Origin of the sequence: Mannheimia granulomatis (assembly GCF_011455695.1) — a bacterium.
Taxonomy (GTDB): domain Bacteria; phylum Pseudomonadota; class Gammaproteobacteria; order Enterobacterales; family Pasteurellaceae; genus Mannheimia; species Mannheimia granulomatis_A.
This window is the reverse complement of sequence record NZ_CP015030.1, coordinates 1,653,569-1,670,720: the sequence shown is the minus strand read 5'-3', so window position 1 is coordinate 1,670,720 and position 17,152 is coordinate 1,653,569. Positions and strand designations below refer to the sequence as shown.

Sequence of the window (17,152 nt, the reverse complement as noted above, 5' to 3'; positions counted from 1 at the left end):
CCGCTAACATTTTACAAATTACACAAGGACAAGATATGCAACAATCTCGCCGTCAATTTTTAAAAAATATGTCTGTGATGGCGGCAGCCATCGCCACACCGAGTTTTCTCGTGCCACGCAATGTCTTTGCCAATGAAAATCTCAGTGAATGGAAAATTTCCGGCTCCCACTGGGGGGCAATGCGTGCCAAAATTGAGAATGGTCGTGTGGCAGAAATCAAGCCGTTTGAGTTTGATAAACACCCAACTGAAATGCTCAACGGAATCAAAGGTTTAATTTATAGCGATGCCCGTATTCGTTACCCAATGGTGCGTTTAGATTGGCTTAAAAACCGTCAAAATAGTGACCGTACCCAGCGAGGCGATAACCGTTTTGTGCGGGTAACCTGGGACGAAGCCCTAGATCTCTTCTATGAAGAGCTAGAGCGAGTACAGAAAGACTACGGCCCGTGGGCATTACACACGGCAAACGTGGGCTGGCGTTCAACCGGTCAGTTCCATAGTTGCGGCAACCATATGATCCGTGCCATTGCCATGCACGGTAACAGTGTTGGCACGGCGGGCGACTATTCCACCGGTGCAGGGCAAACCATTCTGCCGTATGTGCTGGGTTCGACCGAAGTCTATTCACAAGGCACCTCGTGGGAAATCATTTTAAAAGAGAGTGAAAATATCATTTTCTGGGCGAGCGATCCGGTGAAAAACCTGCAAGTCGGCTGGAACTGTGAAACCCACGAAGCCTACGCCTACTTAGAAAAACTGAAAGAAAAAGTGGCGGCGAAAGGGGTGAATGTGATCTGTGTGGATCCGGTAAAAAGCAAAACGCAAAACTTCTTAGGTTGTGAGCAGCAGTACATCAACCCACAAACCGATGTGCCGTTTATGTTAGCCTTGGCACATACGCTTTATACGGAAAACTTATACGATAAAAAATTCATTGATATGTACACGGTCGGCTTTGAGAAATTCCTACCGTATCTGTTAGGCGAAACCGAAGATAAAGTTGCCAAAACCGCCGAGTGGGCGGCAGAAATTTGTGGCATTTCCGCCGAGCGTATCCGTGAATTCGCACGAATGTTGGCAGGCAAACGCACGCAACTGATTTTCGGCTGGGCAATTCAACGCCAGCAACACGGCGAGCAGCCGTACTGGATGGGGGCGGTGCTGGCCTCGATGTTAGGGCAGATCGGCTTGGCGGGTGGTGGAATCAGCTACGCTCACCATTACAGCTCTATCGGCATTCCGGAATCCGGTGCAGCCATGCCGGGGGCTTTCCCGCTCAACATTGACGAAGGGCAAACGCCGAAATATGACAATAAGGACTATAAAGGCTACAGTGACACCATTCCGGTGGCACGAATGACCGACAGCCTGCTGCACGCAGGCGAAACCATTGATTACAACGGTAAAAAAGTGACTTATGCCCCGTTTAAAATGGCGATTTTCACCGGCTGTAACCAGTGGCACCGCCACTCTGAGCGCAATAAAATGAAGCTGGCGTTCCAAAAATTGGAAACCATTGTCTCTATCAATTATAGCTGGACGGCAACTTGCCGCTTCTCCGACATTGTGTTGCCTGCCTGCACGCCGTTTGAGCGTAACGATATTGATGCTTACGGCTCCTACAGCAACCGTGGCGTAATTGCAATGCACAAGTTGATTGACCCGCTCTACGATTCTCGCTCCGACTTTGAGATTTTCCGTGATCTCTGCCGCCGCTTCGGTAAAGAGAAAGAGTACAGCCGTGGCATGGATGAAATGCAGTGGGTGGAGAAACTCTACAACGATTGCCGCAAAGAGAACAAAGGCAAATTTGATATGCCGGCATTTACTGAGTTCTGGAAAACCGGCTATGTGCTGTTCCCGGAAGGCAAACCGTGGGTTCGCCACGCCGATTTCCGAGAAGATCCGGAGCTGCACGCACTCGGTACCCCATCTGGCTTTATCGAAATTTACAGCAACAAAATCGCCAGCTTTGGCTATGATGACTGCAAAGGTCACCCAATGTGGTTCGAAAAAGCGGAGCGTTCGCACGGCGGCAAAAATTCCGACAAATTCCCGTTCTGGTTACAATCGGTTCACCCTGATAAACGTTTACACTCTCAGCTTTGCGAATCGAAAGAACTGCGTGAAACTTACAGCGTAAAAGGGCGTGAGCCGCTTTACCTCAACCCGCAAGATGCCGCCAAGCTTGGCATTCAAGACGGCGACCTCGTCCGTGTATTTAACGACCGTGGACAAGCGATTGTCGGCGCGGTGCTTTCCGATAATTTCCCAAGAGGCATAGTGCGTTTGCAAGAAGGGGCGTGGTATTCACCACTTGATGAGAAAATCGGCGCTATCGACACCTACGGCGACCCGAATACCATGACGCTTGATATTGGCTCGTCCAAACTGGCGCAAGCGGTTTCTGCCAATACGTGTTTGGTGAATATTGAGAAATTTATTGGCGAAGCACCGGCACCAAACGGCTTTAACGGTGCGATTGAGGTAACAATCTAATGGCTCCCGAATGGTTAAGCCGTGAGGAGCGGCAATTTACCTACCGCTGGTTTAACGCGATGCTCGCTCGAGAACTCTCGGACGAGCAGCTCAACGCCCTACAAGCGGATCAATTTGGCGATTTTTTTGCATTTCTCACCGAGCTTGGCTTGAACGAAGACGTTGCAAGATTTCAGGCAGAATTGACCGCTTGTGGGCAGCTGGAATTTCCCCGTTTAGAACTGGCAGCGGATTTTGCCCAGCTCTTTTTGTTAGACGGCAAACAGAGTGCCATTCCTTATGCTTCCGCCTATTTGGGTGAGAGCGCGCTGACGGCACATTTGGCAGAAATGGATCGGCTACTGGCTCATTTTTCACTGCAAATTAACCGAGAAACGAAAGAACCGAGCGACCATATCGGCGTGTATTTGAACCTGTTGGATAAGTTGCTGGAAAAAAGCAGCGATGAAGAGGTGCAACGCTTCCTACAAACCCAGCTACCATGGCTGCCATTGTGGGTGGCAAAAGCTCAACAGGTTTCAACGAAAACGACGTTTTATCAAAGCTTGCTTCAGCTTTTAGAGAAGTTTGTAGCGTATGATTTAGAAAGAGAGATTGCAACTAAATTTTGATTTAGGGCAGAGTAATTATCTCTAAAAAATAGTGGCTAAAGACCGTTTGTTTAATGCAAGCGGTCTTTTTTTATTGATAAAAATTAATAACCTTTAGAGTGAAAGTTTGGTAAAAAATCATTAGAATTTAACCGCTTGACGATGGTTTCAATCTCCCCATTTTCGTGCAGGTAGAATTCCCGCCAGCCTTGAGGCAAGGTATCTAATGTAAATTGATCACAATTAGGTTTAAATTGAATACAGGTAGAAGGTGTAGCAAAAATAGGAATATCTTTCCATATAGAATCCACTTGCTGGTGGATATGGCCATGTACAATACCTTTTACTTTTTTAAATTTGATTAAAATTTCTGCTAACTTATCGGCATTTTTCAAACTGTGCTGATCTAACCATGCAGAATTGGTTGGCAGAATATTGTGATGCTGTGCGATTAAGCTAAAACGTTCAGGGAATTGATTTAGGGTCTTTTCCAGCCAAACTAACTGTTCTGAGGATAGCTCACCATAAGGCCTACCAATAACTTGCGTATTCAGCATTAAAATTTGCCAGTAATCACCAATCAAAATATGACGATATGGTGAGATATGCGGATAACTTGCTAGAATTTCGCCCATATCAGGTTGTGTGTCGTGGTTACCTTCCAGCCAAACAATAGATGTGTTTAATTTAGCCGTTATTTTTGCAAAATGATGATAACCGGCAATATGGTGATCTTGAATTAAGTCACCTGTCGCCAGAACAAGATCGAAAGGCTGTGATGTTTCTTCAACCTGAGCATTGATTTGGTTGATAACAGCAGCAAAACTTTCAACTGTTCTAACTTCAAGTAGAGTTTCTTGTGGGGTAGAAAGTAAATGTGGGTCGGTTATTTGTAATAACCTAATTGCCCCCTTTTTATCTAATTTCAGGGATTCATTCATTTATCGATATCCATTCAAATGCTTATAAATTTTAACTTGTAGGATTTTATCAATAACTCAAAATGAAAAATGTGGACTATGCCACATTTTTGGAAAAAAGTAGGATTAATTGAGAAAAAATCTGCACCTTAGTTACTTGTCTAGCTTTGGGGGGCAGATCATTTATTCATAAAAGATGCTTTTTAATTATTCACTAACTCAACCGCTTCTTTAACTAATTTTCCAATCTCATTCCATTTTTTATTGTTAATTAATGATTTTTCCACAAACCAAGATCCACCACAAGCAACAATATTTGGAATAGCGAGATATTCCTTAATATTAATCGGGCTGATACCTCCTGTTGGCATAATTTGTAGATTACCGTAAGGACCAAGCAAGGCTTTAATCATTTTCACTCCGCCACTTGCTTCGGCAGGGAAAAATTTGACCGCTTGTATGCCGAGTTCGAGGGCGGCTTCAATTGCCATAGGGTTGTTCACACCCGGGGTAACGGGAAGGTTTAACTCTTGGCAATACTTCACGATATTTGGGTTAAAGCCCGGTGTCACAATACAATCCGCCCCTGCATTTTTAGCGGTAAGCACTTGTTCTTTGGTTAGTACTGTGCCGGCAGCAATTAATACTTCAGGATAATGAGCTTTAACTAATTTAATCGCCTCTTGAGCGGCGGCTGAGCGGAAAGTGATTTCCACCACAGGTAAGCCGTTCTCTGAAAGTGTTTTTGCCAATGGCAAAATATCTTCTGCGTTGTCGAGAGCGATGACGGGGACAACTTTGAGTTCTCTAAGTTTTTCGACAATTTGTTCGGTGGTATAACGCATTTTTACCTCTTTGATGATCTGTCCTATTTGAAATAACGTTTCGCATTACTGTAGCAAATATCTTTGACCATATTACCTAGCAGGTTCAGGTCATTTGGTGCTTCACCACGTTCAACCCAGCCACCAATCATTTCACACAGAATCCGGCGGAAATACTCATGGCGAGTGTAAGATAAGAAACTACGAGAGTCGGTTAGCATACCGACAAATTGGCTGAGTAAACCTAATTGAGATAATTGCTGTAGCTGGCGTTCCATTCCGTCTTTTTGATCGTTAAACCACCAACCCGAGCCAAATTGGATTTTGCCGGCAATGCCTCCGGTTTGGAAATTGCCAATCATACTGGCTAACATTTCGTTATCACGAGGGTTTAAGCAATATAGAATTGTTTTAGGTAGTTGATCGGTTTGATCCATAGCGTCTAATAAGCGTGAAAGTGACTCCGCAAACGTACGGTCGCCAATTGAATCAAAACCTGAATCCGCCCCCAATAACTTAAACATTCTTGTATTGTTATTACGAATTGCCCCAATATGCAGCTGCATTACCCAATTACGTTTATGGTATTCTGTACCTAACCAGACAAGTAGTGCGGTGCTAAATTGGGCAATCTCTTCTTCTACAAGCGGTTGATTTTGTAATCTTTTTTGCAAAATCTGATCGAGGAGCTTTTCATCAGGAATTGGTGAAAAACGGACAACTTCAATACCGTGATCGGCAGATTTACAGCCATGTTTATCGAAGTGTTCAAGACGTTTTAATAAAGCTTGCTTTAGTTTCTCAAACGTATTGATTTCAACATCTGATACTTTGCCTAACGTTTCAATATATTCATTGAATAGTGGTAGCTCAATTTTAAACGCTCGGTCTGGTCGGAAACTTGGCACAACCTCGATATCAAAAGTATTATCCTGAGCAATTGATTGATGATGTTCTAATGAATCAACCGGATCATCAGTTGTACCAACCAATTTCACATTCATTTGTTGCATAATGCCACGGGCTGAAAACTCAGATTGTTGTAATAGTTCTTTGCCTTGATGCCAAATTTTCTCTGCGGTTTCTGGCGAAAAAAGAGTATTGACGATACCAAACGGTCTGCGTAGCTCTAAGTGTGTCCAATGGTAAATCGGGTTACCGATACATTTTGGAACGGTTTCTGCAAAGGCTAAATATTTGCTGTATTTATCTGCCTCACCTGTAATTAAACGCTCTTCAATACCGGCTGAACGCATTGCCCGCCATTTATAGTGATCGCCTTCCAACCAAATTTCAGCTAAATCATTGAATTGTCGGTTTTCTACGATTTCTTTTGGGTTTAAATGACAATGGTAGTCGAAAATTGGCTGATCTTTAGCATAATCGTGATAGAGCTTTTGAGCTGTTGATGTTGAGAGCAGAAAATTTTCCGTCATAAAATTCATCATAATTTCATTCACCCCTAATTTGTTTGTTTTTCTAATGCTGCTGAGTTTTGTTCTACAATTTCTTTAGAAAGCGGATAGGCATATTTAAGCAATAAGAAAATTAATAGACAAGCAAATGCTGGAACCCCAGTTGCAAAGGCATAAATTGATTCTAAGACTTCTTGTGGCTGGGATGGTGCTTTAGCTGTATAGCCAATATAGCTTAATGCGAAGCCTCCTAATCCTCCTGCTAATGCTTGACCAATTTTGCGGGCGAATGAGTAAACAGCGTAAATTGTTCCGTCCTCACGGCGTCCTGTTTTTATGAATTGGTTATCGATAATATCTGTAATAAATGCCCATACGATAATTTGGAAATAGCTTAAACCAAGTGATGCGATTAACACAATAACGATATAGATCCAAACATTAGTAATTTTTACGAAAAATAATACTCCGTAAATGATTGCTGTAATCAGTAATCCAACAGAAGCTGACTCTTTTTTACCGTATTTTTTCACTATATTTTGTGCAAATGGTGCAACTATAAAGGTTGTTACTGCACCTAAAATACCACCGAATGATAAGGCTAATTTGCTATTGAAGTAATCTACATACAAATATGGGTTCATGGTGCCAATTAGTAAGTTTGCGAGTAATAAAATAATCGCTACTAAAATGAAAATTAATAAAGCATTATTAGAAAATAAGCTACTGAAAATAGCTTTTACGTCTTTCAAACAGTCTGCTTTATTGTGTTTTTTGTTATAACGACGTCCATCTTTTTCAGGTAATTGCACTCGTTCAATGGAGAATTTCCAACAGATTTGGTAAAGAATAAAGGCACAAATCATAAATACTCCCATAATGTAAGTGAACATTTCAGGGATAATTACTTGTTTTCCATCCACTTCTTTATAAATAATCAATGGAATAACAAAAGAGATAAAGAGCAATGCAATATTCGCTCCAACGGTACGGAAAACGGATAGTCCAGCACGCTCCTCAGGCTTTGTAGTGATGACAGAAGCCATTGAACCATAAGGAATATTAATTGCTGTATAAGCTAAACTTCCCCACACAATATAGGTAATTGTGACATAAACCAGTTTTGCTGTATAAGACCAATCTTTCACTACGTGTAAGAAAAGGAGAAAGGCTGAAATACAGATAAATGGAGCTGCTCGACGAATAATACCTCTGAATCTTCCTTCTTTGAAAGGCTTCATTGTATCTACTAATCGTCCCATACCGATATCGGTAAATGCATCGATAACTCTAGAAACAAGAAAGAGAATACCAACAACATAGCCTTCAATTTGCAATACGTTAGTATAGAAAAGCATTAAAAAGAAAGCTGACATCATAAAACTTAAGTCGTTGGCGATATCACCAGCCATATAGGCAAGTTTATCTTTTATACCAAAAGGTCTTTGTTCTGAACTCATAAAAAAACTCCTTACTAGCTAGAATGATTAGATGCGAGTATCTTTGTAGCCACAATAAGCATCTACAGGGCTAACACCTTTAAACTCGGAGTTACCCATTAATTTTTCAACTAATATTTCCATAGTTGGTTCTTTACCATCGTAGGCATTGATGTACGTTTTCACTTGAGGCACATCAACCAAATGGAATGGGCATTGAACCGATACAAAAATGGTTGGAATTTCATGAATATAGAATGGAATGTCAGGTGTTCCTTTTGTCGCTTGCCATACAATGCGTTGAACGGTGCTCATTTGAACATTTGCGACATTGATAATTAAATCATAATGGTCTGTTAAACTCGTAATTGGGCGTTTTTGTGAATATTCGTTACGGATAGTTTTAACTTGATCTTCATCTGACATTTTAAGAATATTCTCCATCGGAGAAGTATAAATGGATACATTAAAACCTTTCTTCTCTAATTTTTCTTTTAAAATTTCAGTTGCATTACGTTGGCTACCTGCTACCATTTTTCCGAAGCCACCATCTGTGCCTTTCACATTAACAAGTAATATTCTTGGGAAGCGTTCAACACTAATTGGGAAAATATCTTGTTTGTTTTTAACAAGTGTAATTGCTTTATCTGCTACCTCACAGAAAATTGCCTTATTTTCAGATAAACCAATTTTGGCTAATGCTTGTTCTTTTGGTTCAAGTAAAGTTTCTTTTGGACGATTATGTAAGCCTAATTTTGCTTTTAAACCTAAAATACGAGTTAGGGCATCGTTTAAACGTTCTTCTGTAATGATTCCGTTTTTATAACCATCCATCATATAGCTAAAATCTTCATCAGGATCATTAAAGAAAAGGAATAAATCACAACCAGCTGCAATTGCAGTTGGTAGCATTTCACTGCGTTTCATTGCTGATGTCATTGCGACCATGTGGCTTGCATCAGTGACTACAACGCCGTTAAAGTCTAGTTTGCCGCGCAATAAATCGGTCAAAATTGGTTTAGATAGGGTTGCGGGTAAGCAATCTTCGTAAGAAAGGTTTGGGTTGAAATGTTTCTCATAAGCAGGTAAATGAATATGGCCTGCCATTAATGAAGGTAAACCTGCTTCAATTAAACCTTTATATACTTTACCATAAGTGTTATCCCATTCTTCACAACTAAAGCTATTTACGCTAAAGGAAAGATGTTGATCTCGCTCATCGACACCATCTCCTGGGAAATGTTTAGCAGCCGGAGCAATACCGCTTTCTTGAATACCTTTCATATAAGCCAGTGCCATTTCTAGGACTTTGTCAGGATCTGAGCCAAACACTCGATTAGAGATAATTGGGTTACGCCAGTTATAGCTAATATCTACAATCGGAGCAAAACTCCAGTTACAACCAACTGCAGCAGCTTCAACACCTGCGACACGTCCCATTTCATAAGCATATTTTGCATCGTTAGTTGCTCCAATTTTGACTTGTAAACCTATCTCTGTACCATCGCTACAAGCGCCATTACCTCCTGCTTCAGTATTAGCTGCAATTAAAAGAGGAATTTTACTTTTAGTTTGTAGGATATAGTTTTGGTCATAAATTTCTTCTGCTGGACCAGGGTTATAACGCACTGCACCAATATGATATCGATTTAAAACATCGGTCAGATACTCTTCTGTTCTACTTGAACCCATATTTACAAAAAGTTGCCCAATTTTTTCTTCAAGGCTCATATTTGCAATAGTATTTTTTACCCATTGAATATCCTCATCTTTTAAGTAATAGGGTTTCTTAGTTAAATCAACAGACATAATTTCTCCTATCTATTCTCTAAAATAATAAAAACTGTGTTATCAAGCTGCTAAATTGGTATTAAATTTTTCAATTAATTGTGCTTGGTATGCATCATCAAAATTTTGGTAAACCAATTTCCCTAGCGTTTCTAAGATTAATCGATCCCAAGATTCATCTTCTATACCACATAAAATAGGAAAGAAGTTCACACCAGCTTCGTAGGCACTATTTAAATCACCAGGAGAGTCCCCTACCATTAAGATTTGGTTTGGTTGGTAACCATACTGCTTTAATTGATTGAGACAGAATGTTTTTGTACCTTCATCTTGCCCGTATACAATATCCACAAAAGGCAGTAAACCATGTCTTGTCCACTCATCTATAATTGCCTCATTGTTGGCTGAGCTAACTACTGCAATATCAGCGAACTCTTTGATGATAGCTAGCGAGCGTTTTACTAGATGGAATGGTTTATCTTGTGAGTGTAAGGTTTTAACACCATCATTTACTTTTTCAGACCATGTTAATGCTAGTTTAAGATCTGGAGAATTGTTTGCTTGCAACTCTTGGATTAGCGAGCGATTGGAAAGCTCTTGTGTAGTATTTACCCAATTTTTTAATTGTTTAAAATCTTTGTCATAACCATATTCTTCTAATGAGAGAATTAATCCTTTAAAACGATTAATACCACGTGTTTGAGAATAAAGATTAATTCTGTTCCAAATTTCAATGAAGCGAGATTTATCTTCAATACTAAAAACTTCAACAGCATAAGGCCCGAAACAAATTTCATGTTTAATATTCATTGTATCCATTGCGCAACCATCGGAATCAATGCATACAATAAAATCGTGTTTAGGTGTAAACTCTGTCATTATTTCCTCCTACACACCGCTATAAGCAGAGAATCCACCATCAATCGGTAGCACTACACCGTTTACAAAGCTAGCATAGCTCTCATCCATTAAAAATAAGATACCACCCATTAATTCTTCTGCTTCTCCAAAACGTCCCATTGGTGTGTTGGTTAAGATTTTGTTTGCACGAGCAGTTGGTGTACCGTCCGAATTAAAAAGCAAAGCACGGTTTTGGTTACTCACTAAGAAACCAGGAGCGATAGCATTGCAGCGAATACCAACGTGAGAGAAATAAACGGCTAGCCATTGAGTAAAATTGCTAATTGCTGCTTTGGCTCCTGAGTAGGCCGGAATTTTAGTTAATGGTGTGTAAGCATTCATACTTGAGATATTGATGATGTTTGCTCCTTTCTTACCAATCATATCTTTTGCAAATATTTGGGTTGGAAGCAATGTACCTAAATAGTTCAGATTAAATACAAACTCAATTCCACTTTTATCTAATTCAAAGAAAGACTTCGTGCTATCTGCTAAGTTAAATTCGTGGAATTCATTATCCGTTGTAGCCTTAGGGCTATTACCACCTGCACCATTGATGAGAACATCACAAGTTCCTAAATCAGCTGCAATTGCATTACGAGCTTGCTGGATACTTTCTAAATCTAGCACATTTGCTTTATAGGCTTTTGCAATACCACTATTATTAATAATTTCTTGAGCGTACTGTTCAGCTGTCTCAAGATTTATATCTAATAAGGCAACTTTTGCTCCTGTTTTTGCTAACTCTTGTGCAAAGAAGGCACAAAGCACACCTCCTGCCCCTGTGATTACAACGACTTTATCTTTGAAATTATGATTTTTTGAAATGCTCATTGTTATTTCTCCTATATAGGTGACTACTCTAGCTATAAAAACACACATATATTACCACTTAGTTATAATTGGTACACCAATTTTTATCAGAAATGTGATATTTATCACAAAATGATGATTTTTTTGTTTACTGGGTTTGATTTATAAATAAAATGTTTTTATCAAATGGCAATTTCTTGGTGTTTTATCCCATTTATGGTATTTTGGTAAACCAAAGGCTAATTTTAAACATGATAGAGATAAAAATTTATGACACCCGAAGATTTACGCTCTTATAAAAAAATAGGACAAGAATTAAAAGCAGAATTATTAAGTGGAGCTTATCAGGTAGGCGATAAACTACCTGCCGAGCGAGATCTGGCAAATTATTTTAATGTTAGCCGTACGGTAATTCGTGAAGCTCTTATTATGCTAGAACTTGAAAACCTTGTTGAAGTTCGTAAAGGATCGGGAGTTTATGTCATTAATTTACCGAAATTAAATACCGAAGATGTTGATAATTTACCCGATGTTGGGCCTTTTGAATTGTTGCAAGCAAGGCAATTGCTTGAAAGTAGTATTGCAGAGTTTGCAGCTATTCAGGCAACAAGAGCAGATGTTTTATATCTAAAAGAGATTTTAGAACGTGAGCGGAATACTTTAGAACATGGTGATGAAGATTATGTTGCTGATGAAGACTTTCATAAAGCGATAGCAGAAATTACGCAGAATGAAGTGATTATTCGCATGCAAAAAGATCTTTGGGAATATAGAACGAATAGTCCTATGTGGAAAGGATTACATGCACATATTCCGGATCAAAGTTATCGACATCAATGGTTGAAAGATCACGAAAATATTATTGCAGCGATACAGCGAAAAGATCCTGTATTAGCCAGAAAAGCAATGTGGCAGCATTTAGAAAATGTGAAACAGAAACTGTTTGAATTATCGGATTTAGATGATCCCAATTTTGATGGTTATTTGTTTAATGTTAGCCCATTAGTTGTTAATTTATAAGTGAAATTAGGAGTTTACTATGGAACAAGCATGGCGTTGGTATGGACCAAATGACCCAGTATCTTTAGATGATATCAGACAAGCAGGTGCAACAGGTATTGTCACTGCCTTGCACCATATTCCGAACGGTCAGGTATGGTCTATTGAGGAAATCAATAAGCGTAAAGCTCAATTAGCAGAAAAAGGACTGGTTTGGTCTGTCGTTGAAAGTGTGCCAGTGCATGAAGAAATTAAAACCCAAACGGGTAACTATCAACAATGGATTGAAAATTATAAGCAGACTCTGCGTAATTTAGCGGAATGTGGTATTGATACGGTGTGCTACAACTTTATGCCTGTATTAGATTGGACTCGCACAGACCTTGATTATGAAATGCCGGATGGCTCCAAAGCATTACGTTTTGACCAAGTTGCTTTTGCTGCTTTTGAGTTATATATCTTAAAACGCCCGGGAGCAGAGGAGACCTATTCATCTAAAGAACAGGCAGAAGCTAAAACTTATTTTGATAAGATGAGCGATGCAGATATTGCAAAATTAACCAAAAATATCATTGCAGGCTTACCGGGGTCTGAAGAAGGTTATACATTAGAAGAATTCCAAGCTCAATTAGACCGATATAAAGGAATCTCAGCCGATAAATTCCGCACTCATCTAGCTTATTTTTTAAATGAAATTGTACCGGTGGCACAAGAAGTGGGGATTCGTATGGCAATTCACCCTGATGATCCACCTCGGCCGATTTTAGGTTTACCACGCATTGTTTCGACAATTGAAGATATGCAATGGTTTGTCGAAATTCAACCGCTTGCAGCCAATGGCTTTACATTCTGCACAGGATCTTATGGCGTATTAGCTGAAAACGATCTTGTGAAAATGGCAGAAACATTTGCAGATCGTATCTATTTTGCTCATCTGCGTGCTACTCAGCGTGAAGAAAATCCACAAAGTTTCCATGAGGCAGATCATTTAGCTGGTGATGTAGATATGTTTGCAGTAGTGAAAGCACTCCTCACCGAAGAATATCGCCGTAAAGCAAGTGGTGATACACGTTTAATTCCAATGCGTCCTGACCATGGTCATCAAATGTTGGATGATTTAAAGAAAAAGACTAACCCGGGCTATTCAGCAATTGGCCGTTTAAGAGGATTGGCAGAATTCCGCGGCTTAGAATTGGCGTTAAAAAGAGTGTATTTTAATGACTAATTAATCAATATGAAGGTATTATGAATAATTATTCCTAATACCTTTTTCTTCTCTTTGTATGGAAACTTGGATTTTCCCTATTCCAAATAGTGTGTGGGCATGGTTTGCTGCTAGTGTGTTTATTACAACTCACTTACGTTTTTTAATGCAAACAATCGGGCAAAAGCATTGCCATATCGCCACTTCAGCCTTGATTATGTTACTTGAGCCGGTTTGGACATTATTGTTAAGCATAGTGATTTTAGATGAGCAAATCAGTTCTATAAAGTGGCTAGGTTGTAGTTTGATTTTAGCTGCATTGATAATCTACCGTTTACCGACTATTTTGAAAATAAAGTAATCGAATCTTTTGTTATTTGCAAATTATTCACTGTTTTCAACCGCTTGTAGTGCATTCTATTTTAGTGATGACTCATCGTACCAGATGTTGAGTTAGACATTACTTTTTGTAGGGGAATTTATTTTCCATTATAATGAATGGCTATTATATATAGCAAAAATTTATAATTTCTTTAACTTTAAGGAGAAAAATATCATGTTTATGAAAAAAATAACATTAGCCACTTTAATTTTATTTAGTCTAACTGCGTGTAGTGGTTCGGGTGGAAGCTCTAATGCAAAATCGCCTAACCAGAAAATTACAGAGCAAAAGCAAGGGCTAAAAGATAAGGCAGATAAAGCAAAAACTGACGCAGAACGTTTAGTAAAAGAAAAAGCTGAAAAAGCGAAAGCAGAAGCAGAGCGTTTGGCAAAAGAGGCTGAAAAAGCGAAAAAAGAAGCAGAGCGTTTAGCAAAAGAAAAGTCTGAAAAAGCGAAAGCAGAAGCAGAGCGCTTAGCAAAAGAGGCTGAAAAAAAGAAAGCAGAAGCAGAGCGTTTGGCAAAAGAGGCTGAAAAAGCAAAAGCGGAAGCTGAGCGTTTAGCCAAAGAAAAAGCTGAAAAGGCGAAATCAGAAGCTGAGCGTTTAGCCAAAGAAGCTGAAAAAAAGAAAGCAGAAGCAGAACGTTTAGCAAAAGAGAAAGCTGAAAAAGCAAAAGAGGAAGAAGCTAAAAAAATTATTGATGCTAAAGGGATTGATGATAAAGTTCCAGGATTAAAACTATTACCTTCAACTGAAGAAGATGGAGGTAAAAGACAAACTTATGGTAACCTCTATAATCAGAATTATTCTGTTGTTAAGGTTCAAATGGTAAGATCAGGGGATAAATTAGAGAATCTTAATCAAACGGTCGAAGTGAGAGGATTAAAGACAGATAAGTTACCTACTGAGGGCAGAGCAACCTATAAAGGGAAAGCATTTGACGCTCACGGAGATGCTGGGCTTAATGGTGGTAGTTTAACTTATGATGTAGATTTTTCTAATCGTAAAGGATCAGGGAAAGTTGAAAATGAATATGGTGGTCATATTAGCTTAGAACAAGGTAATATAGAGAATGGCGGTATTTCTTCTACTGCCCATAGACATCATAAAGATAACTCTATTGAGAGTGGTTCTTATAATATAGAATTCTTTGGCCCCAAAGCAGAAGAAATTGGTGGAAAAATTGAGATTAACGGTAACGGAGGAACAGATCGCTTCGGTATTAGCGGAACTCGAGGCGAAATTCAAAAATAACACTTAATTTTAAATGCCGTTTAAGCCCGAATTAAACGGCATTTCTTTTTTACACTATGAATAAAAAACTATTTCTATTGTTGCTTTTTTCGCCTTGGGTAAATGCTGAAACTATTGTTGAGTTTCATCAAGATCCAAAAGAGTTTAATTATGATAGACAAGCGGTTAAATTTGACCAAAAAGTTGCAAAAAACAGCTTAAAATCAACCGTTTACTTGTCTGAGAATAAGGCTGAAAGTATAGAGCAGCAAATTAACCAAGCGATTTTAACGCAAGATTGGGTAAGGTTAGAAAAATTACTGACAGATTATTCGATACAAAAACAATTTGATCCATTACTGCTGGATTATGCATCGGCTGCTCTGGCCTATGCAAAAAAGGATCATCGTTCTGCTATTTTTTACTATCGGCAGTTGCTGAAAAAACAGCCGGAGTTAATTTATCCTCGTTTTGATTTAGCTTTAATTTTAAAAGAAGATTACCGCTATAGAGAGGCAGAGAAGGAATTTGAACAGCTTAAAACGACCGCTCCACATAATTTACAAACCGCAGTGAATTCGTTGCTAACCCAAATTAATGAAGAAGAGAGCTGGCAGCCCGATTTCTACTTGCAGTATACCCAAACCAATAATGTGAATAATGCAGCCTCATCCCCTATTGTGAATGTAAACGGGCGAATCTTCCGTAAAGATAAGCAAAGCTTACCTCAAGCGGCAAAAGGGATAAAATATGGTGTTGGGTTAAGTAAAGTGCGAAATGTAGGTGGCAACCACTTTTTAGGAACAGAGCTTGCTTATAATGGTGTTTATTATTGGAATAACCAGGATTATAGTGAGCAGTCAGTTTCTATAAAACCAAGCTATAGTTACAGAACGGCACATTATCGCGTTGGGTTTTCACCATTTATAGAACAGAATTGGCTGGGTAGCTCACGTTATAACTACCAGTTTGGTGGCAGAATAAATGCGCTTAAACGTTTTGAGCAAGGCTTAGTTTCAGGCTCATTCAGCCATTTGCAAAAACGCTATTTTGCTCCTAAAACTGCAGAACGCCATAATAGTTACCAGAATCAAGTAACTGTTGGAACACAATGGCAAGCGGTTAAAAATTGGCGATTTTTTGCAAATCTAATTGCCAGTCGTGAAATTGCACGAGAAAAAGCACAATCCTCAAATAAGTGGTTGGTAAATGTAGGTGTGATTTACCAAACTTCAAGCTGGGCAACCTCAGCCAGTTTAGGGTATGGAAAGCGTTATTTTGCGGATAAACATTATTTGTTTGGCTACAAACGGCAAGATAAGGAATATCAAGCCAATATTGCGGTGTGGAATAAAAATTGGCATTGGCAAGGCATTGTGCCGAAACTGAATTTTCGCTACCAGAGAATAGATAGCAACATTGCTGATTTTTACTCTCGCAGCAATAAAGAACTCTTTTTTACAGTCGAAAAATTATTTTAGCCATATTCCCCTATTTTAAGGGGAATATTTATTCAAGCTCTAAACTTAGTGTAATTGAGTTCTAACCATTGTAAACCAATCACCGCAATCACATTATCGATAGTGCCATCTTCTACCCATCGGTAGGCTTGCTCGCGGCTAACAACATGCACGAGAATATCTTCATTTTCTTCTGCTAATAAGCCGTGTACTTCGCCGGATTTTACTTGAGTACTATCGATCAAGCCTAGAAATAAGTGCAGCCTCTCAAGTTGCCCGCCAGGGCTATCCCAAACGCTTAGGGCATGTTGAACTTCGCTTACTTTTAAGCCTGCTTCTTCTTGCGCTTCGCGAATTGCAACTTCAGCAGGAACTTCGTTGCCTTTATCCACCATTCCTGCAACTAATTCGAGTAACCAAGGTGATTTTCTCTGAATTGGGTCATAGGCACCGATTCTGACTTGTTCGATAAGTACTACATTATCTAATTTGGGGTCATAGGCGATGAGAGCTGCTGCTTCGCCTTTAATGAGCAATTCACGTACTACTTCACCACTCATTTCGCCTGAAAATAATTTATGGCGAAAAGTGATTTTTTGCAGCTCAAAATGACCTTTGTAAACGGTTTCTTGTTTTACAATTTGTAAGTCATCATATTGATATTGGGGTGTTTTTTTGCTCATTTTA

The 17,152-nt window shown here is 39.3% G+C and carries 15 protein-coding genes; 7 read left to right on the top strand and 8 right to left on the bottom strand.

Annotated features, from left to right (window positions below; all coding sequences use genetic code 11):
* The first annotated feature begins 35 nt into the window (after positions 1–35).
* Both torA and torD read left to right on the top strand, forming a co-directional pair.
* Positions 36–2,501, top strand: a complete 2,466-nt coding sequence (torA, locus tag A4G16_RS08045; protein ID WP_165889449.1) for a trimethylamine-N-oxide reductase TorA — start codon at positions 36–38, stop codon at positions 2,499–2,501.
* Complete coding sequence (gene torD / locus A4G16_RS08040) at positions 2,501–3,112, top strand: molecular chaperone TorD (protein ID WP_165889448.1); 612 nt, start codon at positions 2,501–2,503, stop codon at positions 3,110–3,112. Before torA ends, torD begins: the two co-directional genes overlap by 1 nt.
* Positions 3,113–3,195: 83 nt before the next feature.
* On the opposite strand, the gene cpdA is transcribed toward torD, so the two are convergent.
* From cpdA to A4G16_RS08005, 7 genes are all read right to left on the bottom strand, one after another.
* Positions 3,196–4,032 carry a 3',5'-cyclic-AMP phosphodiesterase gene (cpdA, locus tag A4G16_RS08035; protein ID WP_165889447.1) on the bottom strand — a complete coding sequence of 279 codons (837 nt, stop codon included), beginning with the start codon at positions 4,030–4,032 and terminating at the stop codon, positions 3,196–3,198.
* 182 nt (positions 4,033–4,214) lie between these two features.
* Positions 4,215–4,856 (bottom strand): bifunctional 4-hydroxy-2-oxoglutarate aldolase/2-dehydro-3-deoxy-phosphogluconate aldolase, encoded by a 642-nt coding sequence (locus A4G16_RS08030; RefSeq protein WP_165889446.1) that lies wholly within the window; start codon positions 4,854–4,856, stop codon positions 4,215–4,217.
* Between the two features lie 23 nt (positions 4,857–4,879).
* Complete coding sequence (uxaC, locus tag A4G16_RS08025; RefSeq protein ID WP_165889445.1) at positions 4,880–6,283, bottom strand: glucuronate isomerase; 1,404 nt, start codon at positions 6,281–6,283, stop codon at positions 4,880–4,882.
* Positions 6,284–6,297: 14 nt separating this feature from the next.
* Positions 6,298–7,710 carry an MFS transporter gene (locus tag A4G16_RS08020; protein WP_165889444.1) on the bottom strand — a complete coding sequence of 471 codons (1,413 nt, stop codon included), beginning with the start codon at positions 7,708–7,710 and terminating at the stop codon, positions 6,298–6,300.
* A 27-nt stretch (positions 7,711–7,737) separates the two neighbouring features.
* Positions 7,738–9,498, bottom strand: a complete 1,761-nt coding sequence (locus tag A4G16_RS08015; RefSeq protein WP_165889443.1) for a glycoside hydrolase family 3 protein — start codon at positions 9,496–9,498, stop codon at positions 7,738–7,740.
* A 42-nt stretch (positions 9,499–9,540) separates the two neighbouring features.
* A complete protein-coding gene (locus A4G16_RS08010) occupies positions 9,541–10,356 on the bottom strand; it encodes an HAD family hydrolase (RefSeq protein ID WP_027073699.1) in 816 nt (271 codons plus the stop codon).
* Positions 10,357–10,365: 9 nt separating this feature from the next.
* Entirely contained in the window at positions 10,366–11,211 is an 846-nt protein-coding gene (locus tag A4G16_RS08005) for an SDR family oxidoreductase (protein ID WP_165889442.1), read from the bottom strand.
* Positions 11,212–11,460: 249 nt separating this feature from the next.
* Between A4G16_RS08005 and A4G16_RS08000 the strand changes: the two genes are divergently transcribed.
* The 5 genes from A4G16_RS08000 (at position 11,461) to A4G16_RS07980 (ending at position 16,486) form a co-directional block, all read left to right on the top strand.
* A complete protein-coding gene (locus A4G16_RS08000) occupies positions 11,461–12,210 on the top strand; it encodes an FCD domain-containing protein (RefSeq protein WP_165889441.1) in 750 nt (249 codons plus the stop codon).
* Between the two features lie 19 nt (positions 12,211–12,229).
* A complete protein-coding gene (gene uxuA, locus A4G16_RS07995) occupies positions 12,230–13,414 on the top strand; it encodes a mannonate dehydratase (RefSeq protein ID WP_165889440.1) in 1,185 nt (394 codons plus the stop codon).
* 37 nt (positions 13,415–13,451) lie between these two features.
* Positions 13,452–13,754, top strand: a complete 303-nt coding sequence (locus tag A4G16_RS07990) for an EamA family transporter (protein ID WP_336217463.1) — start codon at positions 13,452–13,454, stop codon at positions 13,752–13,754.
* Positions 13,755–13,949: 195 nt separating this feature from the next.
* Positions 13,950–15,026: a factor H binding protein domain-containing protein gene (locus A4G16_RS07985; RefSeq protein WP_165889438.1), complete on the top strand. Its 1,077-nt coding sequence runs from the start codon at positions 13,950–13,952 to the stop codon at positions 15,024–15,026.
* A 56-nt stretch (positions 15,027–15,082) separates the two neighbouring features.
* On the top strand, positions 15,083–16,486 hold the full coding sequence (locus A4G16_RS07980) for a surface lipoprotein assembly modifier (RefSeq protein WP_165889437.1): 1,404 nt from the start codon (positions 15,083–15,085) through the stop codon (positions 16,484–16,486).
* 32 nt (positions 16,487–16,518) lie between these two features.
* Here A4G16_RS07980 and nudF read toward each other — a convergent pair whose 3' ends face one another.
* Entirely contained in the window at positions 16,519–17,148 is a 630-nt protein-coding gene (gene nudF, locus A4G16_RS07975) for an ADP-ribose diphosphatase (RefSeq protein ID WP_165889436.1), read from the bottom strand.
* Positions 17,149–17,152 lie beyond the last annotated feature (4 nt).